The sequence below is a fragment of the Streptomyces sp. NPDC093065 genome (assembly GCF_044754585.1).
In the GTDB taxonomy this organism is placed as follows: domain Bacteria; phylum Actinomycetota; class Actinomycetes; order Streptomycetales; family Streptomycetaceae; genus Streptomyces.
Genome location: NZ_JBIVPJ010000008.1, coordinates 197,279 through 222,847, shown reverse-complemented (window position 1 = coordinate 222,847; position 25,569 = coordinate 197,279). Strand labels below are relative to the sequence as shown.

Genomic DNA, 25,569 nt, shown 5'->3' with positions numbered 1-25,569 from the left:
CTCATAGGGTGGGGGCATGACGGAACTCCCCGGCCGGCGTCTGCTGCTGGTGCACGCGCACCCGGACGACGAGTCGATCAACAACGGCGTCACCATGGCCCGGTACGCGGCCGAGGGCGCACACGTGACGCTGGTGACCTGCACCCTCGGTGAGCGGGGCGAGGTCATTCCGCCCGGACTCGCGCACCTCGGCGGGCCCGCCCTGGGCACGCACCGCAGGGCCGAGCTGGCCGACGCCATGCGCGCGCTCGGCGTCGACGACTTCCGGCTCCTCGGCGGGCCGGGGCGGTTCACCGACTCCGGGATGATGGGGCTGTCCGACAACGACGACCCCGGCTGCCTGTGGCAGGCGGACGTCGACGCGGCCGCGGCCCTGCTCGTCGACGTGATCCGCGAGGTGCGCCCCCAGGTGCTCGTCACGTACGACCCGAACGGCGGCTACGGCCACCCCGACCACATCCAGGCCCACCGCATCGCCATGCGGGCGGTGGAGCTGGCGGCCGAGTCCGGGTGCCCCGTCTCCAAGGTCTACTGGAACCGGGTACCGCGCTCCCACGTCGAGGACGCCTTCGCCCGGCTCCGCGACGAGTTGCCCGGTCTGCCGTTCGAGAAGGCGGCCGGTGTCGAGGACGTGCCGGGCGTCGTCGACGACGAGCTGATCACCACCGAGATCCGCGGCGAGGGCACCGCGCACGCCGCCGCCAAGGCCGCCGCGATGCGGGCGCACGCCACCCAGATCACGGTCGCCGAACCGTACTTCGTCCTCTCCAACGACCTGGCCCAGCCCCTTCTCACCACCGAGTACTACGAACTGGTGCGCGGCGAGCGGGGCGTCGGCGAGGCGCGCGAGAGCGACCTGTTCGCCGGGATCACCGGCGCCGTGGGGACCGGGGAGGACTCGTGAGCGGCCGCAACGCACCGGCGGGCTCCGCACTCGCCCAGCCGCTGCGCCCGCCCTCGCCCGGACGGGGCCTCCTGTACGCGGGCCTCTTCGTGCTCGGCGCCGTCCTCGGGGTGGCGGGCGCCCTGCTGCAGCCGGCCTGGTTCCCGGGCGGGCTGCTGCTCGCCCTGGCCGCCGAGGCGGGGCTGTGCCTCGGGGCGGGCCGCGCCGTGGGGCGCCGGGGTGGGGCCGTGGCACCCGCACTCGGCTGGGCGCTCGCCGCGGTGCTGCTCACCACCAGCCGTCCGGAGGGCGACTTCCTCTTCGCCGCCGGAATCGGTTCCTACCTCTTTCTGCTCGGCGGGATCGCCGTTGCTGTGATCTGCGCCACCCTCGCGCCGGTGAGGCAACCGGACGGCGACCGAGTCCGACTTCGCAAGTGACGTACCGCTTCGCCGTGCCGCGGGCGTGCGAGTCCCGTGTGGGTTTCCCCGGCGGTCACGGGATACGCGTCAGAAGTGGCCAGTATGGTGGTGCGCGCCGCCGAGCCGCCCGCTGAAGGCGTGACGGGCGGCGGAGCCAATCGGGAGAACCTGCCTTGAGCCGTGAAACTGACAGTTCGTCCTCCGGGCCCCACGGGCGCGGCGGAGCCGCATACCCCTCGGGCACCCCGCCCTACGGGACACCCGCGGCTTCCGACGCCGGTGCGGACGCGGGCCGTTCGGCCACGCGACCGGAGGAGCGCAAGACCGAGACGACGCTGACGACCCGCATCCGGATCAACATCCCCGGGTCACGGCCCATTCCGCCGGTCGTCGTGCGCAAGCCCGTCGCGGACGGTGACCACGCCGCCGACGACACGGAGGCGACGACGACGGGGGAGCGGCCCGCACCGGCGCCGAGCCCCGCCGCCGCGCCCGCGGGCGCCCCCGAGGCTCCCGCCGAGCCCGCTCAGCCCGCCCAGCCCGGCGAGGAGAAGCCGACCAGCGACTGGTTCGCGCCCCGCAAGTCGAGCCAGGGCAAAGGCACTCAGGGCGGCGGCTCCACCAACGGCGCCGGTCTGCCCGGCGGTTCCGCGGCGGCCCCCGGCGGCCCGGCGGCAACCGGTGCGCCGGGCGCCCGGGGTGCGGGTCCCGCGGGCGCGGGTGCTTCCGGTGCCGGTGCGCGACCGGGCGGCGGGAGTGGCCGTCCCGGTGGTGTCGTCGGCTCCATGAACGCACCCGGCGGCTCCCGGACCGGGTCCGCGGGCGGCGCCGCCCGCTCCGGGGCGACCGGCGGGCCCGTGGCACCCGGCCACGGCGGCGGCACCGGCTCCTTCGACGTGACCGAGGCGCTGGCGGCCGGCCCGCTGGGCGGCAACGGCTCCCGCCCGGGCACCGGCGCCGGTAAGGAACCACGCCGCGACGACCTGCCGGACTTCGCGGGGGAGGGCCGGGCCGACCAGGGCCCCGGCACCCCCGCCGGCCAGCGGAACGGCCTGAACGGGCACTCCCCGTACGGTGGCGGCATCCCGGGCACCCCGGGTCCCGCGGGGCCGACGAGCGGCCCGGCCACCGGCGACAGCAGGCTCACGCCGCCCCCGGCCGTCGACCTCGACGGTCTCGGGATTCCCGGTGGGCCCGGAGCGCCGGCCGGTCAGCGCGAGCCCGCACCGAACGGCCTGCGCGGCCCGGGTGGGCCCGGTGCCCCCGGCGGGCCGGCCGGCCCCGGTCCCGACACCGCCCGCCCCGGCCCCGGTCCCGACACCGCCCGCCCCGGTCCCGACACCGCCCGCCCCGGCCCCGGCGGCGGGCTCAGCGACGACACCGCGATCCTCACCCCGCAGCGGCCGGCTCCCCCCGGCATGGGCAACCCGGACAACATCTCCGGCAACACCGTCACCAGCGGCATCCCCGTCGTACCCGGCGAGCGCAACGCGCCGTTCAGGGCCGCCTCCGGCGACGGACCGCTGCCGCACACCCCGCCCAAGCTGCCCGAACCGGTCGCCACGCCCCCGGCGGGCTCCGCCAAGCCCGCCAAGAAGAAGGGACGCAGGAAGCTCCCGCTGCTCGTCGGCGGCCTGGTCGTCGTCGCCGGTGTCGCCTACGGCGCCGGTCTGCTGATGAACCGCTCCGACGTGCCCAAGGGCACCACCGTGCTCGGCGTCGACATCGGCGGCGGCACCCGCGACGACGCCGTCGAGAAGCTGGACAAGGCCCTCGGCGCCCGCGCCGCCAAGCCGCTGAAGCTCACCGTGGGCGGCGACACCGTCTCCCTGAAGCCCGACCAGGCGGGACTCCAGCTCGACACGCAGGCCACGGCCAGCGACGCGGCGACGAGCGACTACAACCCGGTGTCCGTGATCGGCTCGCTCTTCGGCCAGAAACGGGTCGTCGAACCGGCCATGCCGGTCGACGAGGAGAAGCTGCACGCCGCCCTGGAGGGTGCCGCCGGCGGGGCCGGATCGGTGACCGAGGGCTCGATCAGGTTCGAGTCCGGCAAGGCCGTCCCCGTGTACGGCAAGGCCGGCAAGGGCATAGACGTCGCCAAGTCGACCGAGGCCGTGCAGGCCGCCTACCGCGCCCAGGTGGAGACGGGCGCCGCCACCGCGGTGAACGTGCCGACGACCACCAAGCAGCCCACGGTCTCCAAGGCCGAGGTCGACCGGATGCTGAAGGAGTTCGCGGAGCCGGCGATGTCGGACCGCGTGACCGTGCAGACGGACCCGGCGCACTCCATCCCGATGAGTCCCGAGAAGTCGCTGTGGAAGTTCCTCAGGGTCACGGCCGTCGACGGCAAGCTGGTCGACAAGCCCGACCTGAACGCCCTCAAGGAGCTCTACGGCCAGACCTTCGACGGCGTCCTCATCACCCGTGCCAACGGTGACAAGACGCCCGTCACCCCGCAGGACGTCTACGGCGCCATGCGCCAGGCCCTGAAGAGCAAGACCGACCGGGTGGCGGTCATCGACACCGACCCGAGCTGACGCAGGCGCGGAGACAGGGGCGCCCGGCACCCGCCGGGCGCCCCTGTCGTCGTACGCGGCCGCCGACCGCATGACATCTGTCATCCGGCACCCCGGACCGCCGACACTGCCGGACACCCGCCCGCCGCCACCACGATGGGGGCATGACGAGGACAACGGTGGTCGGCTTCGACCAGGTGACCAAGGCGTACGGCGACGTCCGCGCCGTCGACGGGCTGACGCTCGCCCTGCACCCGGGGGAGACCGTGGCCCTGCTGGGCCCGAACGGGGCGGGCAAGTCGACCACGCTCGACCTGCTGCTCGGCCTGCGGCGCCCCGACGGCGGCACCGTCCAGGTCTTCGGCACCGAACCCCGCGAGGCCATCGTCGCCGGACGGGTGGGCGCCATGCTGCAGAGCGGCGGCCTGATGGACGAGATCACGGTCGCCGAACTCGTCCGGCTCGCCTGCGCGCTGCACCCCAAGGCGTACCCGCCCGCCGACGTGCTGGCCCGCGCCGGACTCACGAAGATCGCCGACCGCAGGGTCGACAAGCTCTCCGGCGGCCAGGCCCAGCGGGTCCGCTTCGCGCTCGCAACGGCCGGCGACAGTGACCTGATCGTCCTGGACGAGCCCACCACCGGCATGGACGTCACCGCCCGCCAGGCCTTCTGGGCCACCATGCGCGAACAGGCCGACCAGGGCCGCACGGTGCTGTTCGCCACCCACTACCTGGAGGAGGCCGACGCCATCGCCGACCGGGTGCTCGTCCTGCACCGGGGCCGGCTGCTGGCCGACGGAACCGCCGCCGAGATCAAGGCCAGGGCCGGAGCCCGCCGGATCTCCTTCGACCTGGACGGCACGATCGACGAGGCGGCCCTGCGCGGACTGCCGCACCTGACCTCGGTGGACGTGTCCGGCCAGACCGTCCGCGTCCAGTCCTCCGACGCCGACGCCACCGTGCACGCCCTGTACGGGCTCGGCCTGTACCCCCGCAACCTCGATGTCGCCGGCCTCGGACTCGAGCAGGCCTTCGTCGCCCTCACCGCCGCCGAGGAGGCCAAGCAGCAGTGAACAGCCTGAACAAGCTCGAACTCACCCGAGCCCTGCGCAACCGCAAATTCCTCTTCTTCTCGGTGATCTACCCCTCGGCCCTCTTCCTGCTGATCGCGGGCAGCGCCGACGCCACCAGCGAGGTCGACGGCACCGGCCTGACCCTGCCGACCTTCTTCATGGTCTCCATGGCCTCCTTCGGCGCGCTGACCGCCGTACTGATGGGCAACAGCGAACGCATCGCCAAGGAGCGCGAGAGCGGCTGGGTACGGCAGCTGCGGCTCACCACCCTGCCCGGCCGCGGCTACGTCCTCGCCAAGACCGCGAGCGCCGCCGTCGTCAGCCTGCCCTCCATCGTCGTCGTCTTCGTCGTCGCCGCGACCGTGAAGGACGTACGCCTGGACGCCTGGCAGTGGCTCGCCCTGACCGGCGTCATCTGGGCCGGCAGCCTGGTCTTCGCCGCACTCGGCGTCGCCATCGGATACCTGGCGACCGGGGACGCGGTCCGCCCGATCACGATGATCGTGTACTTCGGGCTCTCCATGCTCGGCGGCCTGTGGATGCCCACCACCACCTTCCCGCAGTGGCTGCGGGACATCGCCGAGTGGCTGCCGACGCACGCGTACGCTGCCCTCGGGCAGTCGATCGAACAGAGTCACGCCCCACACGCACAGGACCTCGCCGTCCTCGCCGTCTACTTCGTGCTCTTCGCGGGCGGCGCGGCCTGGCTCTACCGGAAGGACACGCTGAAGGCGTGAGCGGCGTCGGCATCGGGCAACGCCCGGAGAACCGCAGGCAGAAGACCGTCAAGATCATGTGGACGGCCATCTGGCTGGCCTACCTGGGCGCCCCCGTCAGCGACCTGCTGCACGGCGGTCACGCCGTCGGCGTCCAGGTCCTCGGCTGGCTCGGCCTCGCCGTCTTCGTGGTCTGGTACATGCTGCTGCTCTTCCGCACCGGCCGCGGCGACCGGCCCAAGCTGGTCCTCGGCTCCCTCGCCGTCCTCGCGGCCCAGTCCACCCTCCTCGCCCTCACCCTGGGCCGCGAGTGGCTGGTCCTCTTCGTGTACGTCGCGATCGCGTCCGGTGCCGCCCTGCCGCTGCGCCTGGCCCGCTGGACGATCCCGGGCGCCTCGGCGCTGCTGACGGCCCTCGCGCTCGCGGTCCCCGGCGGAACCTCCTTCATCGCCGGGCTGCTGCTCCCGGCGCTGCTCGGCGGCTTCGCCATGACGGGCGTGCGCGAGCTGGTCCGGACCACCATCGCGCTGCGCGAGGCCCGCGCCACCGTCGCCCAGCTCGCCGCCAACGAGGAACGGCTGCGCCTCGCCCGCGACCTGCACGACCTGCTCGGCCACTCGCTCTCCCTGATCACCCTGAAGAGCGAGCTGGCCGGCCGGATGCTCCCCGCCCACCCGGACAAGGCCGCCCAGCAGGTCGCCGACATCGAACAGGTCAGCCGCCAGGCCCTCGTCGACGTCCGCGAGGCCGTCACCGGCTACCGCCGGGCCCGCCTGGCCGCCGAACTCGCGGGCGCGAAGGTCGCGTTGACGGCGGCCGGAGTGGACGCCGAACTGCCCGGCGAACCGGACCCGGCCGGCCTGGCCGAGGAGACCGAGGCGGCCCTGGCCTGGGCGCTGCGCGAGGCGGTCACCAACGTCGTACGGCACAGCGGCGCCCGGCGCTGCGTGGTGGAGCTGCTGGAACGCCAGACGCTGGACGGAGCGGTGCTGGAACTGTCGGTGGAGGACAACGGCTCCGGCGGCCCCGCCGCCCCCGCGAACGCCCCCGGCAACGGCCTCACCGGCCTCACCGAACGTCTGGAGAAGGTGGGCGGCACACTGGAGACGAGCGGGTCCCGCCGGGGATTCCGGCTGGTCGCCCGCGTCCCTGCCGGTGTCGGTGCCGACGTAGGATCCGGGGCATGAGCCGCACGATCAAGGTCCTGCTGGCGGAGGACCAGGCGATGGTCCGCGAGGCACTGGCCGCCCTGCTCGGCCTGGAGGAGGACATCGAGGTCGTCGCCCAGGTCGCCCGCGGCGACGAGGTGCTGGACGCCGCCCGCACCCACGGGGTGGACGTGGCACTGCTGGACATCGAGATGCCCGGCGCGACCGGCATCGAGGCGGCGGCCCTGGTCCACCGGGAACTCCCCGGCGTGAAGCTGGTCGTCCTCACCACCTTTGGCCGCCCCGGCTACCTGCGCAGCGCCATGGAGTCCGGCGCCGACGCCTTCCTGGTCAAGGACGCCCCGGCGGCCCAACTCGCCGCAGCGGTACGCAAGGTGCTGGCGGGGGAGCGGGTCATCGATCCGACCCTCGCGGCGGCGGCCCTCGCCGAGGGCGCCAACCCCCTCACCGACCGCGAACGCGAGGTCCTCCGCGCCGCCGCCGACGGCTCCACCAACGCCGAACTCGCCAAGGCCCTCCACCTCTCCCAGGGCACGGTCCGCAACTACCTCTCCACGGCCATCCAAAAACTGGCGGTCAGAAACAGAACAGAGGCAGTACGGGTAGCAAGGAACAAGGGCTGGCTGTAGACCCCCCAGCCTGCGGGCAGCCGCCGCGCACCCCCCAGCCTGCGGGCAGTCGTGCCGCTGGGGCGGCACGGGTGGGCGCAGGCGGCACCCGTCAGCGCGGGCAAGCGACACCCCCCCCCGCCCCCCGGCGGTCAGTTCAACATCGCCCGAGCCGCCCGAGCCTCCCCCCGCACCGCCTCCGCGCCCCCGCCGTCCACCGCCCCCACCACCTCCGCATACGCCTCCAACTCCCGTGCCCCCGCCACGAACTCCCCCCGCTGCACCAGCAACCGCGCCCGCTCGTACCGCAACCGCGCCGCATGCGCCGGCAGCAGCAGCGCCAGCTCGATCACCCACAGCCCCACCGCTGACTGCTCAGGCCGCCCCGCCGCCCACGCCCGGATGTTGTTCAGCACCCGCGACACCACCTCCAACGGCGCCGCGGGCTCCAGCATCGACGGCCGCAGCTCCGCCCCCGTGGCCCCGGCGACCAGTACCTCCGCGTCCTTCCTGCCGAGCAGCCGCCCCCCGTCGAACGGATCGACGAGCACCCGCTCAGCCGCCGTGTCCCCGGACGCCGCCCCGAACCCGACCACGAAGTGCCCCGGCAGCGCGACCCCGTACACCGGAGCCCCCGCCCGCCGGGCCACCTCCAGCCACACCACCGACAGCAGGATCGGCAGCCCGCGCCGCCGCCGGAGCACCTCGTGCAGCAACGACGACTCCAGCCGCTGGTAGTCCGCGCCCACCCCGTGGAACCCGTACCGCTCGCCGAGCAGGTCCCGCAGAGCCCGTGCCCAGGCACGCGGCGTACCCGGCCGGAACGGCAGCTCCCCGGCCAGCCGGTCCAGTTCCACCTGCGCGGCGTCCAGAGCCGGCTCGTCCAGGGCGCCGTCCGCCTCCGCGCCCACCAGCAGGCACAGTGTGGCCAGGTCGGGCCGCTCGGACCGCGCCTCTTCGGCGAACCGCCGCCGCACCTCGGCCGAACGCTCCGGCGACGGGGGGTGGGGAGGATGGGGGTGACGCATGGCCGGCTCGTGCCCTTTCCGTTCCGTGCTGCCGAGACGCGATCGACTACCGGTCCGTCCCGGCGTGCCCGGGCTCCCGGTAGTGGTGGTAGGCGTGGTGCGCCGCGAAGCCCATCCCGGCGTACAGCGCCCCGGCCCCCGCGTTGTCCGTCTCCACCTGGAGCGACGCCGCCGACGCGCCCTCGTCGAGCGCCCGCCGGGCCAGCGCGGCCATCACGGTGGTCGCGAGCCCCTGGCGCCGCCGCGCGGGGTCGACCTCGACGGCGGCGAATGAGGCCCAGCGCCCGTCCACGACGCACCGCCCGATCGCGGCCGGAACCCCGCTCGCGTCCGCACCGGGCACCGCGGCGAACCACACCGACGGCCCCCCGCCCAGCACCCGCAGGGCCACGTCACTCACGCCCTTGCGCTGATACCGGGCCAGCCACGCCTCGCCCGCCTCCCGGGACAGGACCACACCGGTGCCCTCGGCCAGATCGGCGACCGGTGCGAGCCCGCCGGTCCACACCTCGGCCGTCACCTCCCGGACCCAGCCCCGCCGCTCCAGCTCCGCGCACAGCAGCTCCTGCGTGCCCTCGGCGCCGGTGGCGGTCTGGACGTACGCGGGCAGCCCCCGCTCGCCGTACCAGCGCCGTACGGCCGTCAGCGCCTCGTCCAGCGGCAGCCCCGGATCGCCGAGCGGCAGCACGGAGTTGGCCCGCCGGGTGAAGCCCCCGGCCGCCCGCAGCTCCCAGTTGCCGAGCCGCTCGCTCTCCACCGGGCGCCAGGCCCGCGCGGCGACCCGTGCCAGCTCCTCGTAGGACGCGGCGGGCCCGCGGCGGCGGGCGGGCGCGGGCGGCACGACCTTCCCGGCGACCAGCGCGGACTCGGCGATACGGACGGACTCACCACTCTTTCGTGTGATGAGCAGCACACCGTCGGTCCATGATGTGAGAACGCCTACCGTGTCGGTGAACTTGTCACCGGCGACACCAGCATCGCTCAAGCGCCGTACGGAGACTCGTTTGCCCACGTCAGCAGTGGTGATACGGACCTCAAGACGCCCGGCGGCAGAGATTTCCACGGGTCTGTCCACCCCTCCTGTTCGGATCATGCCCAAGAACGGAGATACTAGGGGCGGGCATCGACGACGCCGCGCTCCCGCGCGCCAGGCGGCGGAGCCTACGGAGGCCCGCCAGCGCCCTATCGAGGAGGAACGACAGCGTGACCTACGTCATCGCGCAGCCTTGTGTCGACGTGAAGGACAAGGCGTGCATCGAGGAGTGCCCGGTCGACTGCATCTACGAGGGCCAGCGGTCCTTGTACATCCACCCGGACGAATGCGTCGACTGTGGTGCCTGTGAGCCGGTCTGCCCGGTCGAGGCGATCTTCTACGAGGACGACACTCCCGAGGAGTGGAAGGACTACTACAAGGCGAACGTCGAGTTCTTCGACGAGCTCGGCTCGCCCGGCGGCGCCAGCAAGCTGGGGCTGATCGAGCGCGACCACCCCTTCGTCGCCGCGCTGCCGCCGCAGAACCAGTAAGAGCGGCCCGCACACGCGCCGCCTCGGTCCCGTACGGCCCGGTCACCCCGATCGGCGCCGTACGGGGCCGAGGCGTTTGCCCTGCCGGGCGGCCACGACGAAAGTGAGCCAGTAACGTGTCCGCAGTCTCCGACCGCTTGCCCACCTTCCCCTGGGACAAGCTGGAGCCGTACAAGAAGACGGCCGCCGCACATCCGGACGGCATCGTCGACCTCTCCGTCGGCACCCCGGTCGACCCGGTCCCCGAGCTGATCCAGAAGGCCCTGGTCGACGCGGCGGACTCCCCGGGCTACCCGACCGTCTGGGGCACCCCGGCGCTGCGCGACGCGATCACCGGCTGGGTGGAGCGCCGCCTCGGCGCCCGGGGCGTCACCCACCACCACGTGCTGCCCGTCGTCGGCTCCAAGGAACTCGTCGCCTGGCTCCCGACCCAGCTGGGCCTGGGCCCCGGCGACCGGGTTGCCTTTCCGCGCCTGGCCTACCCGACCTACGAGGTCGGCGCCCGCCTCGCCCGCGCGGAGTACGAGGCGTACGAGGACCCGACCGGGCTGGACCCGGCGGGCCTGAAGCTCCTCTGGCTGAACTCCCCCTCCAACCCGACCGGCAAGGTCCTGTCCAAGGCCGACCTGACCCGGATCGTGGCCTGGGCCCGCGAGCACGGCGTCCTCGTCGTCTCCGACGAGTGCTACCTGGAGCTGGGCTGGGAGGCCGACCCGGTCTCGGTCCTGCACCCCGACGTCAACGGAGGCTCGTACGACGGCCTGGTCGCCGTGCACTCCCTCTCCAAGCGCTCCAACCTCGCGGGCTACCGCGCGGCCTTCCTCGCCGGTGACCCCGCGGTCCTGGGACCGCTCCTGCAGATCCGCAAGCACGGCGGCATGATGACCTCGGCGCCGACCCAGGCGGCCGTGGTGGCGGCCCTCGGCGACGACGAGCACGTCCGCGTCCAGCGGGAGCGCTACGCGGCCCGCCGCACTGCACTGCGCGAGGCCCTGCTGGGCGCCGGCTTCCGCATCGAGCACAGCGAGGCCGGCCTCTACCTCTGGGCCACCCGCGACGAGTCCTGCTGGACCACGGTCGCCCACCTGGCCGACCGCGGCATCCTGGTGGCCCCGGGCGACTTCTACGGCCCGGCGGGCGAGAACTTCGTCCGCGTAGCCCTGACGGCAACAGACGAACGAGTCCAACAAGCAGCGACCAGACTGCAGCCCTGACCCCACTACGACACCCGTTCAGCCCCGGCTGCGGGCCGTCGTTCCGCCCCGGCTGCGGGCGGTCGTCCCGCTTCGGCTGTGGGTGGTCGTCCGCCCCGGCCGTGTCCACCCGTTCCGCCCCGGCCGTGCCGACCCGTTCCGCCCCGGCTGCGGGCCGTCGTTCAGCCCCGGCTGTGGGCGGTCGTCCGTCTCGGCTGTGGGCGGTCGTTCGCCCTGGCCGTGCCGACCCGTTCCGCCCCGGCTGCGGGCCGTCGTTTCACCCCGGCTGTGGGCAGTCGTTCCGCAGGGCGGAACGGGTGGGCACAGCCCCCGACGCCGGGCCACGGCCAAGACACGCCCACTGCCCCGGCGTAAGACGAAAACGCCGGGGCCCAGGAAACAAACCCCGGACCCCGGCGCCGCACAAGCCCGGCGCTAGCCGACCGGCAGCCCACCCTTGCCCAGCGCGTCCGTCGGCAGCCCACCCTTCGTCGCGGTCGCCGCAGTGTCACCCACGATGTCCCCGGCGGCCCCCGCCGCGCCCCCGGCGGCGCTCTGCGCGGCCGGCGCGGCCTTCTTGACGACCGATCCACCGGTGTCGCCCGCGGTCCCGGTGACGTTCTGGGCCGCGGAGTCGACGGTGTTGCCGACGTTCGCCCCGTCCAGGGCGGTCAGTCCCCCGAGGTTCGGGGTGGCCGGCAGCTCGGGAGCCGCGCCGGCGGAGCCGGCCGCACCGACCCCGGCAGCCGCTCCCGCAGCGACGAGCAGCGCGGCACGGGCGATCCGGCGAGTCAGGGGGAGGGACATGATGCTCCTTCGACGGAAGTCAACGATGGGGAATCCGACCGGGCCCGGGGAGCGATCGAAGGGTGATCGACCGGGCTCGGACGCAGTGACTACCGCTCGAGACCCGCGAAGGTTGCGGCGGCCCAACGTAAAGAGTTGGTAATGCGTCGCATTATCGGGTGCACAGAAAAACGGGCAAATGGGCGCCGGTCGGAAAGTCTGCTGAATCCTTACGGCTCTTGATTTTCCTGGGGTCCGACACACCCGGGGGTGAGCCCGCGAAAACCCGTGCTCCGCGCCGACGCGGGCCACTCTCAGGCATGACGGTTCGTACGGGCGAGCTACCAGGAGGACGTGATCCGCACCGGACCCGCCGCCCGCTCCGCGCCCTTGGTGCCCCGGGTGCTCGTCGGGTACCACTTGCTGTCGGTGTTGCCCGCGGTCCACTCCCGGCCCGCGTAGGTGACCCGCTGGATGTGCAGCGAGGAGGCGTTGGCGACCGCCCAGTGCGCCACCTGCCAGCCGCGCCGCCCGGTCTCCCGCTCCCCGCCCGCACCGGTGCCGCCGGTCACGGGCACCGTCACGGTCCGCTCGTCGGAGGCCCCCGCGGAGCGGGTGGCGCCGGTGCCGTCGGCCACCTCCGCGCCGGCCGGTTCGAGCACGGCGTGCCCGAAGTCCCGCACCAGCGCCGCGCGTACCGCGTCCGGCCCCTTCTGAGGCGTCGGGCCGGGGCGACCCTCGCAGGTCAGCGTCGCCGCGGACCGTCCGGTCAGCGCGGCGGCGAGCAGCTCGGCGTCCGGCTCGTGCTTGGCGTACGCGTACGGGAAGGCGCTGCGCTGCACGCGCTGGGCGGCGTCGGTCAGCGGCAGGTCGAGATAGCCGGGCACCTCGACCAGGTGGTCGTAGAACAGGCCCGCCGAGTACGCCGGGTCCATGATCTCCTCGGGTTTGCCCCAGCCCTGCGAGGGCCGCTGCTGGAACAGCCCGAGCGAGTCCTTGTCGCCGTAGTCCAGATTGCGCAGCGTCGACTCCTGCAGTGCGGCCGCCAGCGCGATCGTCACGGCCCGCTCCGGCAGCTGGCGCGCGGTGCCCACGGCGGTGATCGTCGCCGCGTTCACGGCCTGCTCCGGCGTGAACTCGTAGGTCGTCCGGCCGCCCTTGCCGGAGGCCACCTTGCAGCCCGGAGCGCCCGCACCCCCGGCGACGTACTGCACCGCCAGATAAGCGGCGACCGCGAGGAGAGCCATGGAGGCGGCGCCCGAACGGGCGAGGCGGCCACGGCGTTTGCGGGGCGGGGACGGCTGAAGCACGCGTACAAGGTACTGGAGGGTAGGGTCCGGTGTCCGCCGGGTGGGCACAGTGCCCCGAAGGGCATGGCGCTAGGGTCGGGACCATGGCCGATACCCCGCTTGACCTCACGCTGGACGCCGCGGAGCTTACCGCGCGGCTCGTCGACTTCCCGTCCGAGAGCGGCACGGAGAAGCCGCTGGCGGACGCGGTCGAGAGCGCCCTGCGGGACCTGCCCCACCTGTCGGTCGAGCGGTACGGCAACAACGTCGTCGCCCGTACGGAGCTGGGGCGCGCGGAGCGGGTGATCCTGGCCGGTCACATCGACACGGTGCCGATCGCCGGCAACGTCCCCTCCCGGCTGGACGAGGACGGGGTGCTGTGGGGCTGCGGCTCCTGCGACATGAAGGCGGGCGTCGCGGTCCAGCTGCGCATCGCGGCCACCGTCCCCGCCCCCAACCGCGACCTGACCTTCGTCTTCTACGACAACGAGGAGGTCGCCGCCGAGCTGAACGGCCTGAAGCACGTCGCCGAGGCGCACCCCGAGTGGCTGGAGGGCGACTTCGCGGTACTCCTGGAGCCGTCCGACGGCCAGGTGGAGGGCGGCTGCCAGGGCACGCTCCGGGTCCTGCTGAAGACGACCGGCGAGCGGGCCCACTCCGCGCGTTCCTGGATGGGCTCCAACGCCATCCACGCCGCCGCCCCGATCCTCGCGCGCCTGGCGGAGTACAAGCCCCGCTACCCGGTCATCGACGGCCTGGAGTACCGCGAGGGCCTCAACGCGGTCGGCATCACGGGCGGGGTCGCGGGCAACGTCATCCCCGACGAGTGCGTGGTCACCGTCAACTTCCGCTACGCCCCCGACCGCAGCCCCGAGGAGGCCCTCACCCATGTGCGCGAGGTCTTCGCCGACTGCGGGGTGACGGACTTCGTGGTGGACGACCACAGCGGGGCGGCCCTGCCCGGTCTGTCCCACCCGGCCGCGGCTGCCTTCATCGAGGCGGTGGGCGGCACCCCGCAGCCCAAGTACGGCTGGACGGACGTGTCCCGCTTCTCCGCGCTCGGCGTTCCGGCGGTCAACTACGGCCCGGGCAACCCGCACTTGGCCCACAAGCGCGACGAGCGGGTCGAGGTGGCGAAGATCCTCGCGGGCGAGGAGCGCCTGCGTTCCTGGCTGACGGCATGATCCACGGCAGCCGCGGCGGGTTTGTGCCGCAGCGTGGCGGACATGCTGAGGTCCCTCGCACGTAACCCGCGTAGATCTACGCTGAGGTCGAAGAACCCGCAAATGGAGGGAGAGCGCATGGCTACCGGCAACCCCGAGGGCAAGAAGCGGCCACCGGAGGAGCAGCGCCTCGGCCCCGTCCTCCGGCGGCGGGACCAGGTGCAGGAGAGCACCACGGACCAGCGGCTGCTGGACGAGCGTGCCCCGACGGACTGGGTCCACACCGATCCCTGGCGGGTGCTGCGCATCCAGTCGGAGTTCATCGAGGGCTTCGGCACCCTGGCCGAACTGCCGCCTGCCATCAGCGTCTTCGGTTCCGCCCGTACGGGGGCCGACTCGCCGGAGTACGAGGCGGGCGTGCGGCTGGGCCGCGGCCTGGTTGAGGCGGGCTTCGCCGTCATCACCGGCGGCGGTCCCGGCGCCATGGAGGCGGCCAACAAGGGCGCCCTGGAGGCGAAGGGCACCTCGGTCGGCCTGGGCATCGAGCTGCCCTTCGAGCAGGGACTCAATCCCTACGTCGACATCGGCCTGAACTTCCGCTACTTCTTCGTCCGCAAGATGATGTTCGTGAAGTACGCGCAGGGCTTCGTCGTCCTCCCCGGCGGCCTCGGCACCCTGGACGAGCTCTTCGAGGCCCTCACCCTGGTGCAGACCCAGAAGGTGACCCGCTTCCCCATCGTCCTGTTCGGCTCCGAGTACTGGGGCGGCCTCGTCGACTGGCTCCGCAACACCCTGGTCGCCCAGGGCAAGGCAGCCGAGAAGGACCTCCTGCTCTTCCACGTCACCGACGACGTCGACGAGGCGGTGGCCCTGGTCTCGAAGGAGGCGGGCCGCTAACCCCCACAACACCGAACACGACACCCGAGCCGGCGCTACTGGGGTGTCCGAGCCACGGTGCGTCGCGATGCCTGAGCCGGGAGTGCAGGGCACGGCGCCCGAGCCAGGGGCGCGGGCGCGATGCCCGAGTCGGGGGTACAGGGGCGGAGCCGGAGGGGCGCGGGCGCGATGCCCGAGCCGGGGGTGCAGGGGGCGGAGCCCCCGCCGGGGTGCAGGGGCGGAGCCCCTGGCGGGGTGCAGGGGGCGGAGCCCCTGGCGGGGTCGAAGGGGCGGAGCCCCTGGGGATGGGAACGGGTAAGGGCGGCGGGGGCGAAAACCCACCCCCAGCCCGCCGCCTCCGCGGGCGCACGCCCCTCAGACCCGCCCCGCCCGCCCGGAGGGCACCGCCGACTACGCCAGCCCCCGCCGGGCCACCGCCGGCGCCCGATGCCCGGCGATCGTCGCCACCATGTCCAGTACCTGCCGGGTCTCCGCCACCTCGTGCACCCGGTACACCCGAGCCCCCAGCCACGCCGACACCGCCGTCGTCGCCAGCGTGCCGATCACCCGCTCCTTCACGGGTCGGTCCAGCGTCTCCCCGACGAAGTCCTTGTTGGACAGGGACACCAGCACCGGCCACCCCGTCTCCACCATCTCCCCGAGCCGCCGCGTCGCCTCCAGACTGTGCCGCGTGTTCTTGCCGAAATCGTGCCCGGGGTCGATCAGCACCGACTCCCGCGGCACCCCGAGCCCCGCCGCCCGCTCCGCAAGCCCCAGCGTCACCCGCAGGACGTCGGCCATGACGTCGTCGTACGCCACCCGGTGCGGCCGCGTCCGCGGCTCGGCGCCGCCCGCGTGCGTGCACACCAGCCCCACCCCGTACCGGGCCGCGACCTCCGCGAGCTTCGGGTCGACGCCGCCCCACGCGTCGTTCAGCAGGTCCGCCCCTGCCTCGCACACGGCCTCGCCGACCTCGTGCCGCCAGGTGTCCACGCTGATCACGACGTCCGGGAAGCGCCGCCGCACCTCCGCGACGAAGCCCACCGTCCGCCGGGCCTCCTCCGCGGCCGACACCTCGTCCCCGGGGCCGGCCTTCACCCCGCCGATGTCGATGATCGCGGCGCCCTCGGCCACCGCCTGCTCCACGCGCGCGAGGGCGGGCTCGTCGCGGAAGGTCGCCCCCTGGTCGTAGAAGGAGTCGGGGGTCCGGTTCACGATCGCCATGATCACCGGCTCGTGCGCCGTGAACTCACGCCTGCCCAGCCTGAGCGTCCCCTGTGACATCTTCGCGTCCATACCCGTTCTCTCGTCCTGAACTCGACCTCGGGTGCACCGTCCTTCGACGGCCGCGGCCCCGACTGTCAGACTCGCATGGCACGATCGGACCCGACACAACCGACTCCGACACACCGACTCCACCGATTCCGGCGCACCGATTCCGGCACACCGACTCGGTGCGGACTCCGACCCGACCATGGGGGCCCCAGCGATGGTCATGTTCCTGTTCCTCGTCATCGCGCTGGCCGTCGTCGTGGCCGCGGTGACGCTCGCCGTGGTGGGCGGCGGCGACAGCGGGCCGCTGCCCGACGCCGCACCCGAGCGGGTACGGGACGCACTGCCCCCGGACCGCCCGGTGGGCCGCGGCGACGTGGAGGGGCTGCGCTTCCCACTCGTCGTCCGCGGCTACCGCATGGCGGACGTCGACGACGCCCTCGGCCGCCTCGGCGCCGAGCTGGCCGAGCGCGACGCCAGGATCGCCGACCTGGAGTCCGCGCTGGCGGGTGCCCGCGCCGCCGCGGTCCACCGCCGAGCCGTCATGGACGAGCAGGCCCCGGAGGAGCGGCAGTGAGCGCGGGGGAGGCCGTCGCGGGCCAGGACGGCCGGCTGCGCTGCCCCTGGGCGCTGTCCACCGCGGACTACGTCACGTATCACGACGACGAGTGGGGCCGCCCGGTCCACGGAGACGACGCCCTGTACGAGCGCCTCAGCCTGGAGGCCTTCCAGTCCGGCCTGTCCTGGATCACCATCCTGCGCCGCCGCACCGGCTTCCGCCTCGCCTTCGCCGGCTTCGAGATCGCCGAGGTCGCCGCCTTCACCGACGCGGACCGCGAACGCCTGCTCGCCGACGCCGGCATCATCCGCAACCGCGCCAAGATCGACGCGACCCTCGCCAACGCGCGCGTGCTGGCCGAGTGGGCCCCCGGCGACCTGGACGAGCTGATCTGGTCCCACGCCCCGGATCCGGCCGGCCGGCCGGTCCCCAAGACCCTCACCGACGTCCCGGCCGTCACGCCGGAGTCCACGGCGCTGTCCAAGGCCCTGAAGAGGCGGGGCCTGCGCTTCGTCGGCCCGACCACGGCGTACGCGCTGATGCAGGCCTGCGGGCTGGTCGACGACCACCTGGCGGCGTGCGTGGCCCGCCGCGCCTGAGCCGCCGGGCGCCCGCCACCGTCACCGGGCGCCCGCCACCGGCCGCCTACCGGCCCAGGTACTTCGGCTTCCGCTTCTCGACGAACGCCCGCACCGCGATCGCGTGGTCCTCCGAGGAGCCCGCCCGCGACTGCAGTTCGTCCTCCTTGTCCAGCGTCTCGGAGAGCGAGTGCGTCAGCCCGTACGCCATCGCCTCCTTCAGCGCCGCGTACGCCACCGTCGGCCCCTCCGCCAGCGCCCGCGCCGTCTTCTCGGCCTCGGCGCGCAGGTCGCCGGCGGGAACGACCCGGCCGGCGATCCCCAGCTCGTACGCCTCCTGCGCGTCGATGCTGCGCGGGAAGAGCAGCAGGTCGGCGGCGCGCCCGGGGCCGACGACACGCGGCAGCGACCAGGAGATGCCGGAGTCCGCGGTGAGCGCCACGCCCGCGAAGGACGTGTTGAACGTCGCCGTGTCCGCGACGATCCGGTAGTCCGCCGCGAGGGCGAAACCGAGGCCCGCCCCGGCCGCCACGCCGTTCACGGCGGCGACCACCGGCTTCTCGGCCCCGGCGAGCGCCCGCACGATCGGGTTGTAGTGCTCGCCCACCGTGCTCATGGTCTGGCCCGAGCCGGTCTCCCGGTCGGCGGCCAGCAGGCCGATGTGCTCCTTGAGGTCCTGGCCGACGCAGAACGCCCGCTCACCGGCCGCGGTCAGCAGCACCGCCCGTACGGCGTCGTCCGCCGCCGCGGAGCGCACCGCGTCCCGGAGCGCGACCTTGGTCTCGATGTTCAGCGCGTTCATCGCCTCGGGGCGGTTCAGCGTGATCGTCGCGAGCCCGTCGCTCACCTCGTAGAGCACGGTGTCGGCCATGGAGATCCCCTCCGTAGTGGCATGCAGTGGCTTGTGTCCGTCAGACAGCATGACGGAGATCACCGGGAACGGATCGGCCGGGCGATGTGACCTGCGTCAAAGAATTCCGGTCCGTATCCGTTCGGTGGAAGCAGGCGAGGGCGCGCAGTATCGCAGTCACATCGCCGAATTGAGTGGTTTTGCTCGCGCGCGTTGCCCAAGCGATGCCGACTGATGTTGGTCATCGGGTCCTGGGATGCGGGATAATGGCTGGGAAGCAATGTGTTCGATGCCGGTGTCGCGCGTCCAAGCCGGACTGCGCGTGCCCTCAGGGGCCGTCGGCGGTGACGGTGAGCTGGTATCAGGAAGGGGAACGAGCATGGCGGCCATGAAGCCGCGGACGGGCGACGGCCCGCTCGAGGTGACCAAGGAGGGGCGGGGCATCGTCATGCGCGTTCCGCTCGAAGGCGGCGGGCGGCTCGTCGTCGAGCTGACCCCCGATGAGGCCGACGCGCTCGGCGACGCCCTCAAGAAGGTCGTCGGCTGACGCGCGAGCGACCATACCCGTTCAGTCGCCCCGGTACCGCACATGGTGCCGGGGTGATTGTCTTGGCACGGCATTCCCCGGCGTCCGGCGCATTTCCTCAGCGCTTCACGGCGCAGAGCAGTCCGTCGCCCACCGGCAGCAGGGACGGCACCAGCTCCTGGCTCTCGCGCACCGCGCGCAGCAGTTCCCGCACCCGCAGCACTTCGGTGGGCTGCGGCCCCGAGTCGATCGTGCGGCCGGCGCCGAAGACGCCTTCGAAGGCGACGAGACCTCCGGGGCGCAGCAGGCGCAACGATTCAGCGAGATAGTCCTGGTACTCCAGGCGGTCGCCGTCGCAGAAGACGAGGTCGTATCCGGCGTCCGCGAGCCGGGGCAGCACGTCCAGGGCGCGGCCGGGGATGAACCGGGCCCGGTTGCTGGCGAAGCCCGCGGCACGGAAGGCCTGGCGGGCGAACTGCTGGTGTTCCGGCTCCGGGTCGACCGTGGTCAGCACGCCGTCCGGCCGCATGCCGTGCAGCAGATGGATCCCGGAGACGCCGCAGCCGGTGCCGATCTCCGCGACCGCCTTGGCGTCCACGGCGGCGGCGAGCAACCCCAGGGCGGATCCCGTGCCCGGGGTCACCGAGCGCAGGCCCGCCTCGCGGGCCCGGTCGCGTGCCCAGAGCAGCGCGTCGTCCTCGGCGACATAGGCGTCGGCGAACGCCCAGCTCGTCTGCCGGTTGCCGGTAATGACCCTCTCCTGTCCCCGTCGTTGCCTCGGCGTGACTGTATCCGTTGGCGTCGGGAACCCGCAGATGGGACCAGTCGTTTAAAGGGGGAAGCAAAGAGACGGGCGAAGAGACGACCGAGCGGCCGGGGCTGTGACGGGGAGGGCGGCGATGGACCAGGGCGTCGAGCACGTGGCGACACGGCCGGACGAGCCGTACCGGCCCAGATCAAATTCTCGTAAAACCGCTTATCCGGAGCTAACGGGCGAGGTGGCTATGGTAGGGGCTCCACTGGACACCACCAGAGCCGACAGGGGAGGTGCGGCCGCACCCGCGGATCGGGGCGGAGTGCTGCGGCGCTTCCTCGGATCGGCAGGCAGGCCGAAATCCGTGAACGACACCGCTGCTGACCACCGCCACGCCGACGGTCCCACGGGACACGGCCAGACCGCGACCTTCACAGGCGACGCGGACGGGCCCGCGTGGACTCCGCCCACCTGGGAGGAGATCGTCAGCACCCACAGCGGCCGGGTCTACCGCCTCGCCTACCGCCTGACGGGCAACCAGCACGACGCGGAGGACCTCACCCAGGAGGTCTTCGTCCGCGTCTTCCGTTCCCTGTCGACCTACACGCCGGGCACGTTCGAGGGCTGGCTGCACCGCATCACCACCAACCTCTTCCTGGACATGGTCCGCCGCAAGCAGCGCATCCGGTTCGACGCGCTCGGCGACGACGCGGCCGAGCGGCTGCCCAGCAGGGAGCCCACTCCGCAGCAGCTGTTCCACGACGCCCACTTCGACGCGGACGTCCAGCAGGCCCTCGACACCCTCGCGCCCGAGTTCCGCGCCGCCGTCGTCCTGTGCGACATCGAGGGCCTTTCGTACGAGGAGATCGCCGCGACCCTCGGCGTCAAGCTCGGCACGGTCCGCTCCCGCATCCACCGCGGCCGTTCCCAGCTGCGCAAGGCGCTCGCGCACCGTTCCCCGAAGGCGCGGGCCGACCGTCGCTCGTTCGCGGCCGGTGTTCCCGCACTGGGAGGAGGGGGCACGAGCGCGTGAGTGGGTCACGGCCTGAGTCCGAGGGACACCTCGCAGAGCAGCATCTGGGAGACCGACTCTCCGCCCTGGTGGACGGAGAGCTCGGTCATGACGCGCGTGAGCGCGTACTGGCGCACGTGGCGACCTGCCCGAAGTGCAAGGCGGAGGTCGACGCGCAGCGCCGGTTGAAGAACGTCTTCGCCGAAGCGGCCCCGCCGGCCCCGTCGGAAAGCTTCCTGGCCCGCCTCCAAGGGCTCCCCGGGGGCGAATCGGACGGTGGCGGCCCGCCGCTCGCCGGGCTGCCCGCAGGGTTCGGGACCCCGGCGGGCTCCGGTGTCTTCGGCACGAGGCGGGGCGAGCGGTTCGAGTTCGACTACGTCCCCGCCCGGCCGCACGCCCCCGTCCTGCCGGCCTCCGCCCACGGACGGGGCGGCTTCCGGATCCACGACGTGAGCAGGCCCGAGTCCGAGCGCTCGGCCTCGCGCGGTCTGCGGTTCGCCTTCGCCGCCGCCGGGGCGGTGTCGCTGGCCGCGATCGCATTGGGCGGCGTCACCCTGGGCACACCGGACACCACCACCGAGGCCCGCGGCTCGGGCAGCGGCAGCAACGTGACGCCGATGCGCACCCCGGGTTCGGCGGCGGCCACCGGCTCCGAGAGCCAGCGCCGCCGCACGGGCGGCCCACTGCTCGGGCAGGGCCAGCGGACGCTGGGCGACACCCACGCGGTACCCACCACGGCCTCCGCGCCGCTGCTGCCCGGGATGCCGGCCCCCGCCGGGGGCGACGCACGGCAGCAGGCCGTCCGGGCACTGACCACTCCGGTGACCGCCGGCGCGGCCGCCATGTCCCCGCTGATACGTCCGCTGGAGGCGGTCCCGCCGCTCTCCCTGAGCTCCTGGCCGGCGACCGACGAGGTCAGGCCGCCCGGCCTGCTCGCCGCCCCCGACGCGGCTCCGTCCCCCTACCCGGCAGCTTCGTCGGCCGCGTCGCACCGACCGGTTCGCTGAGCAAATCTGCGCGCCGGTCCGCGAACCTGGTTGAATCCGGGGTGGCGCCTGAGCCCTGGGCCCTGTCGCCACGTTCCCGCCTGCCCGGCGACGCCGGGCACGTACTCTCGCTGCACGCCGCCGGGCCCGCCCTTCGGGCGGGACGACGGGAATGTGACGACAGGACCTGGGAGCCGACGATCTGCGGCCAGCTGCGGGGGAGAACATGAACGAGGGGAAGCCCACGAAGGCGAAGTGGTGGAGTCGTCCCCGCTCGTCCGAAGACGCACCCGACGGCGACTTCGAACTGGAACGCCCCAGCCCGGTCCCCGCGGAACCGGGCGCGGGCACGGCCCTCGACGACCGCGAGGCCGACGGGGGCGACTTCGAGCTGGAACGCCCGGTGCCGCCCCGCGCGAGCGACGAGGGGGACTACGAGCTGGGCCTGCCCCTGCCCGGGCGGGACGGACCGACGGACGCCGCTCCGCGTCGGCGCGCCGAGCCCGGGGCCGAGGCCTCCGCCGGCCCGGCCGTGGGCGCGGACCCGCAGACACCCTCGGGGCCCGTCCCCGATCAGGTCGCCGACGGCACGCCGCCCGCCGAGCGCCCCAGGCCGCTGCACGAACCCGACCCGTACAGCACCCCGCCGTACGGCGAGCCGGGCCCGTGGGCCCCGGCCCCGCCGGTCCAGCATCCGGCGGCCACACCGGCGCACGGCACGGCGACCGATGCCCCGCACGCACCCGCACCGGCCGCACCCGCCGCAGCACCCGCGACGACGCCGTCGGCGGCTCCGCCCCCGGACCCGGCTTCCGACCCGGCGTTCGCCCAGAGCGCCCCGCCGCTACCGCAGGCGGGGCAGGACCCGGGACAGGACCTGGACCGGCACCCGGCGGTGCCCGGCCAGGCGTACGACGCGGCGTCTCACGCCGGAGCCCCGCCCGGCGCGACACCTGCCGCCCCGCAGCCTTCCGGCCCCTCGCCCGTGCCCGGCCCGTGGGCGGGGCCGACCGCGCCGGCGCCCGGCGCCGAACCCGCCTCCGACCCGTGGGGGCGCTACGACCCCTGGGCCGTCTCCGCCGCTCGGCACCACGAAGCCGTCGGCCCGGCGCCGGGGCAGCGACGTCGGCGGGCGACGAAGACGCTCGTCGGCGGTGCCCTGCTCATCGCCCTGGTCTCCGGCGGCCTCGGCGGCGCCGTGGGCGGGTACCTGGAACGCAACGGCGGGGTGGGGACCGTCGAGCTGCCGCAGGCCGCGCCCGAGGATGCCGAGCGGGCCCCGGACAGTGTCGCCGGCATCGCCGCGCGGGCCCTGCCCAGCGTGGTGACCCTGCATGTGAACGGCAGCGAGTCGGCCGGCACCGGCACCGGGTTCGTCCTCGACGACCGGGGCCACATCCTGACCAACAACCACGTCGTGGAGCCCGCCGGCTCCGACGGCGAGATCACCGTGACCTTCAACAGCGGCGACACCGCCCAGGCCGCGGTCGTCGGCCGGGACAGCGGATACGACCTCGCCGTGGTGAAGGTCAAGGGCGTCAGCGGCCTCACCCCGATGCCCCTCGGCAACTCCGACAACGTACGGGTCGGCGACCCCGTCGTCGCCATCGGCGCCCCCTTCGACCTGGCCGGCACGGTCACCTCCGGCATCATCAGCGCCAAGGAACGGCCCATCACCGCCGGCGGCGGGGAGGGCGACGGCAGCGACGTCTCCTACGTCGACGCCCTCCAGACCGACGCGCCCATCAACCCCGGCAACTCCGGCGGCCCCCTCCTGGACGCCCAGGGCCGGGCCATCGGCATCAACTCCGCCATCCGCTCCGCCGACAGCGGCAGCGCCGAGTCGGAGGGCGGCCAGGCCGGTTCCATAGGCCTCGGCTTCGCCATCCCCGTCAACCAGGGCAAGCGCGTCGCCGAGGAACTGATCAACACTGGCAGGGCCACCCACCCGGTCATCGGCGTCACCCTCGACATGGGCTACGCGGGTGACGGCGCCCGCGTGGGCGCCAAGGGCAGCGACGGCGGACCCGCCGTCACCGCGGGCGGCCCCGGTGCCGAGGCCGGCATCGAGCCGGGGGACGTGATCACCGCGGTCGACGGACAGCGTGTGCACTCCGGCGAGGAACTCATCGTCAAGACCCGCGCCCACCGCCCCGGCGACCGTCTGGAGCTGACCGTGGAACGCGGCGGCAAGGAGACGAAGGTCTCACTGGTGCTCGGCTCGGCCGACGGCGACTGACCGCCGCGCAGGTCCCGACAAGGCACCAGGAAGGCAAACAATTCGGAAAGCGGTCACGTACACGGGTCCGGGGCCCCCGGGACGGTACCGGTCGGACGGGGTCGGCGGGTACCGTGGTGGCGGCCCGGACATTCCAAGGAGCTTCAGGTGTTCAATGACATAGGCGCACTAGAGCTGGTGACGCTCGTCGTCCTCGCCGTGCTCGTCTTCGGTCCGGACAAGCTCCCCAAGGTCATCCAGGACGTGACGCGCACCATCCGGAAGATCCGGGAGTTCTCGGACAGCGCCAAGCAGGACATCCGCCAGGAGCTGGGCCCCGAGTTCAAGGACTTCGAGTTCGAGGACCTGAACCCCAAGACGTTCATCCGCAAGCAGCTGGACAACGACGAGCTGGGGCTCAAGGAGATCCGCAACGGCTTCGACCTGAAGAAGGAGATGGCCGAGGTCACCGACGCGGTCCACGGCCGGGACCCGGAGGGCTCGTCCTCCGGCTCGTCGTCCTCCGGGTCCACCGGCTCCTCCGGTTCCGGCAGCGGCCGTATCGACATGTCGAAGAAGCCCGAGCCGTCCGACAGGCCCGCCGCGGACGACCGCCCGCCCTTCGACGCGGACGCCACCTGATCCCGGTCCCCGCATCCGCGCTCCACCTCCGGCCCGCGGGCCGGGAACGTGACGTGTCTCATACTCCGGACGGGGCGCACAGGCCCTGAAGGCGACGCCCGCGCGGCCCACGCGCCGGGCGATTCCCCGGCTCCCGCCAGTGGTGTGGCTATGCTGCCCAGGTTGTTGTGCGGACCGGACGAGTGCGCCCGATAGGGGGGCGGGCACGGTCCGACGAGAGCGAGGAGGCGTCCGGGCACATGGAGACGACGAGTCGGACAGTCGCGCAGACACCGGCCGCGGAGGGCGGACCACAGTCCTCCTCCGGCCGGCAGACGGTCGACGGCTACCTGCGTGCGCCCTTCCCGTGGTACGGCCTCGACGAGGCCTTCACGGGACCGCGCCGGCTGATGCAGATCGGTACGGCGGCCGACGGGGCCGTGGAGCACGGTTCGATCGGCCACGGCGACGAGCCGTCGGTGCGCAACGAGCACGTGGCGGGCGACGAGCAGGACGCCAAGGAGAAGTTCGCGGTCGTCGTGACCGTCGCGGCCAACCCCGACCGGCGCAGCGCCGACGGCACCGGCCTGCTGGAGGCCACCTCGGTGTCCTCGGCGGCCTGGCTCGCCGGAGTGGGACTGCTGTCCTTCACCTGGCCCGGCCAGATGGACCACTCGCTGCGCGACGACTGGCTCGAGCAGCAGACGGAGACCGCGTGGGTCCTCGCGGACGACCTCGACGGCGAGGACTGGACGACGCTGTCCCTGCCCGTGGACGGCGTGCCGACGCCCTTCCACTACCGGGAGTCCGAGTTCGGCTGGGTGTTGGCCGGCACCACCGGGCAGGGTGTCCACCTCGGCGCGTACGGGCGGGGCATGAGCGCCTACGGGCTGGCCTTCGCCGTCGTCAAGGACATCGCCGAGTACGCCTAGCCGGAGCCCGCC

The 25,569-nt window shown here is 73.6% G+C and carries 26 protein-coding genes; 19 read left to right on the top strand and 7 right to left on the bottom strand.

Annotated features, from left to right (window positions below; genetic code table 11):
* The first annotated feature begins 16 nt into the window (after nt 1-16).
* The 7 genes from mshB (at nt 17) to ACIQFU_RS16890 (ending at nt 7,411) form a co-directional block, all read left to right on the top strand.
* A complete protein-coding gene (mshB, locus tag ACIQFU_RS16920) occupies nt 17-904 on the top strand; it encodes an N-acetyl-1-D-myo-inositol-2-amino-2-deoxy-alpha-D-glucopyranoside deacetylase (protein ID WP_402552201.1) in 888 nt (295 codons plus the stop codon).
* Nucleotides 901-1,323 (top strand): DUF6113 family protein, encoded by a 423-nt coding sequence (locus tag ACIQFU_RS16915; protein ID WP_402552200.1) that lies wholly within the window; start codon nt 901-903, stop codon nt 1,321-1,323. Before mshB ends, ACIQFU_RS16915 begins: the two co-directional genes overlap by 4 nt.
* 155 nt (nt 1,324-1,478) lie before the next feature.
* Nucleotides 1,479-3,845 (top strand): hypothetical protein, encoded by a 2,367-nt coding sequence (locus tag ACIQFU_RS16910; protein ID WP_402552198.1) that lies wholly within the window; start codon nt 1,479-1,481, stop codon nt 3,843-3,845.
* A 143-nt stretch (nt 3,846-3,988) separates the two neighbouring features.
* Complete coding sequence (locus ACIQFU_RS16905) at nt 3,989-4,897, top strand: ABC transporter ATP-binding protein (protein WP_402552197.1); 909 nt, start codon at nt 3,989-3,991, stop codon at nt 4,895-4,897.
* A complete protein-coding gene (locus ACIQFU_RS16900; RefSeq protein WP_402552195.1) occupies nt 4,894-5,634 on the top strand; it encodes an ABC transporter permease in 741 nt (246 codons plus the stop codon). The genes ACIQFU_RS16905 and ACIQFU_RS16900 overlap by 4 nt, the downstream gene beginning before the upstream one ends.
* Entirely contained in the window at nt 5,631-6,800 is a 1,170-nt protein-coding gene (locus ACIQFU_RS16895; protein WP_402552193.1) for a sensor histidine kinase, read from the top strand. The genes ACIQFU_RS16900 and ACIQFU_RS16895 overlap by 4 nt, the downstream gene beginning before the upstream one ends.
* On the top strand, nt 6,797-7,411 hold the full coding sequence (locus tag ACIQFU_RS16890) for a DNA-binding response regulator (RefSeq protein ID WP_402552191.1): 615 nt from the start codon (nt 6,797-6,799) through the stop codon (nt 7,409-7,411). The genes ACIQFU_RS16895 and ACIQFU_RS16890 overlap by 4 nt, the downstream gene beginning before the upstream one ends.
* 131 nt (nt 7,412-7,542) lie before the next feature.
* Here the strand turns inward: ACIQFU_RS16890 and ACIQFU_RS16885 are convergent, their stop codons facing one another.
* Complete coding sequence (locus ACIQFU_RS16885; protein ID WP_402552190.1) at nt 7,543-8,418, bottom strand: transglutaminase-like domain-containing protein; 876 nt, start codon at nt 8,416-8,418, stop codon at nt 7,543-7,545.
* Between the two features lie 46 nt (nt 8,419-8,464).
* Complete coding sequence (locus ACIQFU_RS16880) at nt 8,465-9,481, bottom strand: GNAT family N-acetyltransferase (protein ID WP_402552188.1); 1,017 nt, start codon at nt 9,479-9,481, stop codon at nt 8,465-8,467.
* Between the two features lie 140 nt (nt 9,482-9,621).
* On the opposite strand from ACIQFU_RS16880, the gene fdxA reads away from it, so the two are divergent.
* Both fdxA and ACIQFU_RS16870 read left to right on the top strand, forming a co-directional pair.
* On the top strand, nt 9,622-9,942 hold the full coding sequence (gene fdxA / locus ACIQFU_RS16875) for a ferredoxin (protein ID WP_003973842.1): 321 nt from the start codon (nt 9,622-9,624) through the stop codon (nt 9,940-9,942).
* Between the two features lie 116 nt (nt 9,943-10,058).
* A complete protein-coding gene (locus ACIQFU_RS16870; protein WP_402552186.1) occupies nt 10,059-11,156 on the top strand; it encodes a bifunctional succinyldiaminopimelate transaminase/glutamate-prephenate aminotransferase in 1,098 nt (365 codons plus the stop codon).
* Nucleotides 11,157-11,570: 414 nt separating this feature from the next.
* On the opposite strand, the gene ACIQFU_RS16865 is transcribed toward ACIQFU_RS16870, so the two are convergent.
* Together ACIQFU_RS16865 and ACIQFU_RS16860 are read right to left on the bottom strand one after the other, a co-directional pair.
* On the bottom strand, nt 11,571-11,942 hold the full coding sequence (locus ACIQFU_RS16865; RefSeq protein ID WP_402552184.1) for an ATP-binding protein: 372 nt from the start codon (nt 11,940-11,942) through the stop codon (nt 11,571-11,573).
* A gap of 320 nt (nt 11,943-12,262) precedes the next feature.
* The gene (locus ACIQFU_RS16860) at nt 12,263-13,168 is read right to left on the bottom strand and encodes a heavy metal transporter (protein WP_402552347.1); all 906 of its coding nucleotides are present in this window, start codon (nt 13,166-13,168) and stop codon (nt 12,263-12,265) included.
* 146 nt (nt 13,169-13,314) lie between these two features.
* On the opposite strand from ACIQFU_RS16860, the gene dapE reads away from it, so the two are divergent.
* Together dapE and ACIQFU_RS16850 are read left to right on the top strand one after the other, a co-directional pair.
* A complete protein-coding gene (gene dapE, locus ACIQFU_RS16855) occupies nt 13,315-14,394 on the top strand; it encodes a succinyl-diaminopimelate desuccinylase (protein WP_402552182.1) in 1,080 nt (359 codons plus the stop codon).
* Nucleotides 14,395-14,511: 117 nt separating this feature from the next.
* Nucleotides 14,512-15,270: a TIGR00730 family Rossman fold protein gene (locus ACIQFU_RS16850; protein WP_402552181.1), complete on the top strand. Its 759-nt coding sequence runs from the start codon at nt 14,512-14,514 to the stop codon at nt 15,268-15,270.
* Between the two features lie 390 nt (nt 15,271-15,660).
* Here the strand turns inward: ACIQFU_RS16850 and folP are convergent, their stop codons facing one another.
* Nucleotides 15,661-16,533: a dihydropteroate synthase gene (gene folP / locus ACIQFU_RS16845; protein WP_402552345.1), complete on the bottom strand. Its 873-nt coding sequence runs from the start codon at nt 16,531-16,533 to the stop codon at nt 15,661-15,663.
* A gap of 205 nt (nt 16,534-16,738) precedes the next feature.
* Between folP and ACIQFU_RS16840 the strand changes: the two genes are divergently transcribed.
* Both ACIQFU_RS16840 and ACIQFU_RS16835 read left to right on the top strand, forming a co-directional pair.
* Nucleotides 16,739-17,098 carry a DivIVA domain-containing protein gene (locus ACIQFU_RS16840; protein ID WP_402552344.1) on the top strand — a complete coding sequence of 120 codons (360 nt, stop codon included), beginning with the start codon at nt 16,739-16,741 and terminating at the stop codon, nt 17,096-17,098.
* Nucleotides 17,095-17,679, top strand: coding sequence for a DNA-3-methyladenine glycosylase I (locus tag ACIQFU_RS16835; protein WP_402552179.1), 585 nt, complete (start codon nt 17,095-17,097; stop codon nt 17,677-17,679). Before ACIQFU_RS16840 ends, ACIQFU_RS16835 begins: the two co-directional genes overlap by 4 nt.
* A gap of 46 nt (nt 17,680-17,725) precedes the next feature.
* Here the strand turns inward: ACIQFU_RS16835 and ACIQFU_RS16830 are convergent, their stop codons facing one another.
* Complete coding sequence (locus ACIQFU_RS16830) at nt 17,726-18,529, bottom strand: enoyl-CoA hydratase/isomerase family protein (RefSeq protein WP_402552177.1); 804 nt, start codon at nt 18,527-18,529, stop codon at nt 17,726-17,728.
* Between the two features lie 358 nt (nt 18,530-18,887).
* Between ACIQFU_RS16830 and ACIQFU_RS16825 the strand changes: the two genes are divergently transcribed.
* The gene (locus tag ACIQFU_RS16825) at nt 18,888-19,055 is read left to right on the top strand and encodes a DUF3117 domain-containing protein (protein WP_003966491.1); all 168 of its coding nucleotides are present in this window, start codon (nt 18,888-18,890) and stop codon (nt 19,053-19,055) included.
* 97 nt (nt 19,056-19,152) lie between these two features.
* Here the strand turns inward: ACIQFU_RS16825 and ACIQFU_RS16820 are convergent, their stop codons facing one another.
* On the bottom strand, nt 19,153-19,851 hold the full coding sequence (locus tag ACIQFU_RS16820) for an O-methyltransferase (protein WP_274579073.1): 699 nt from the start codon (nt 19,849-19,851) through the stop codon (nt 19,153-19,155).
* Nucleotides 19,852-20,110: 259 nt separating this feature from the next.
* Here ACIQFU_RS16820 and sigE point away from each other — a divergent pair, with 259 nt between their 5' ends.
* From sigE to ACIQFU_RS16795, 5 genes are all read left to right on the top strand, one after another.
* Nucleotides 20,111-20,821 carry an RNA polymerase sigma factor SigE gene (gene sigE / locus ACIQFU_RS16815; protein ID WP_174855424.1) on the top strand — a complete coding sequence of 237 codons (711 nt, stop codon included), beginning with the start codon at nt 20,111-20,113 and terminating at the stop codon, nt 20,819-20,821.
* On the top strand, nt 20,818-21,807 hold the full coding sequence (locus tag ACIQFU_RS16810) for an anti-sigma factor family protein (protein WP_402552175.1): 990 nt from the start codon (nt 20,818-20,820) through the stop codon (nt 21,805-21,807). The genes sigE and ACIQFU_RS16810 overlap by 4 nt, the downstream gene beginning before the upstream one ends.
* A gap of 205 nt (nt 21,808-22,012) precedes the next feature.
* A complete protein-coding gene (locus ACIQFU_RS16805) occupies nt 22,013-24,025 on the top strand; it encodes a trypsin-like peptidase domain-containing protein (protein WP_402552174.1) in 2,013 nt (670 codons plus the stop codon).
* 147 nt (nt 24,026-24,172) lie between these two features.
* On the top strand, nt 24,173-24,646 hold the full coding sequence (locus ACIQFU_RS16800; RefSeq protein WP_402552173.1) for a sec-independent translocase: 474 nt from the start codon (nt 24,173-24,175) through the stop codon (nt 24,644-24,646).
* Between the two features lie 239 nt (nt 24,647-24,885).
* Nucleotides 24,886-25,557, top strand: coding sequence for a hypothetical protein (locus ACIQFU_RS16795; RefSeq protein ID WP_402552171.1), 672 nt, complete (start codon nt 24,886-24,888; stop codon nt 25,555-25,557).
* Nucleotides 25,558-25,569: the final 12 nt, after the last annotated feature.

Bases quoted from the DNA above. Each gene is read 5' to 3' on its own strand.
- ACIQFU_RS16795 (WP_402552171.1), top strand. From the start codon at position 24,886: ATGGAGACGACGAGTCGGACAGTCGCGCAGACACCGGCCGCGGAGGGC.
- ACIQFU_RS16805 (WP_402552174.1), top strand. From the start codon at position 22,013: ATGAACGAGGGGAAGCCCACGAAGGCGAAGTGGTGGAGTCGTCCCCGC.
- ACIQFU_RS16825 (WP_003966491.1), top strand. From the start codon at position 18,888: ATGGCGGCCATGAAGCCGCGGACGGGCGACGGCCCGCTCGAGGTGACC.
- ACIQFU_RS16885 (WP_402552190.1), bottom strand. From the start codon at position 8,418: ATGCGTCACCCCCATCCTCCCCACCCCCCGTCGCCGGAGCGTTCGGCC.
- ACIQFU_RS16830 (WP_402552177.1), bottom strand. From the start codon at position 18,529: ATGGCCGACACCGTGCTCTACGAGGTGAGCGACGGGCTCGCGACGATC.
- mshB (WP_402552201.1), top strand. From the start codon at position 17: ATGACGGAACTCCCCGGCCGGCGTCTGCTGCTGGTGCACGCGCACCCG.
- ACIQFU_RS16905 (WP_402552197.1), top strand. From the start codon at position 3,989: ATGACGAGGACAACGGTGGTCGGCTTCGACCAGGTGACCAAGGCGTAC.
- folP (WP_402552345.1), bottom strand. From the start codon at position 16,533: ATGTCACAGGGGACGCTCAGGCTGGGCAGGCGTGAGTTCACGGCGCAC.
- dapE (WP_402552182.1), top strand. From the start codon at position 13,315: ATGGCCGATACCCCGCTTGACCTCACGCTGGACGCCGCGGAGCTTACC.
- ACIQFU_RS16890 (WP_402552191.1), top strand. From the start codon at position 6,797: ATGAGCCGCACGATCAAGGTCCTGCTGGCGGAGGACCAGGCGATGGTC.
- ACIQFU_RS16865 (WP_402552184.1), bottom strand. From the start codon at position 11,942: ATGTCCCTCCCCCTGACTCGCCGGATCGCCCGTGCCGCGCTGCTCGTC.
- ACIQFU_RS16840 (WP_402552344.1), top strand. From the start codon at position 16,739: ATGGTCATGTTCCTGTTCCTCGTCATCGCGCTGGCCGTCGTCGTGGCC.
- ACIQFU_RS16860 (WP_402552347.1), bottom strand. From the start codon at position 13,168: ATGGCTCTCCTCGCGGTCGCCGCTTATCTGGCGGTGCAGTACGTCGCC.
- ACIQFU_RS16850 (WP_402552181.1), top strand. From the start codon at position 14,512: ATGGCTACCGGCAACCCCGAGGGCAAGAAGCGGCCACCGGAGGAGCAG.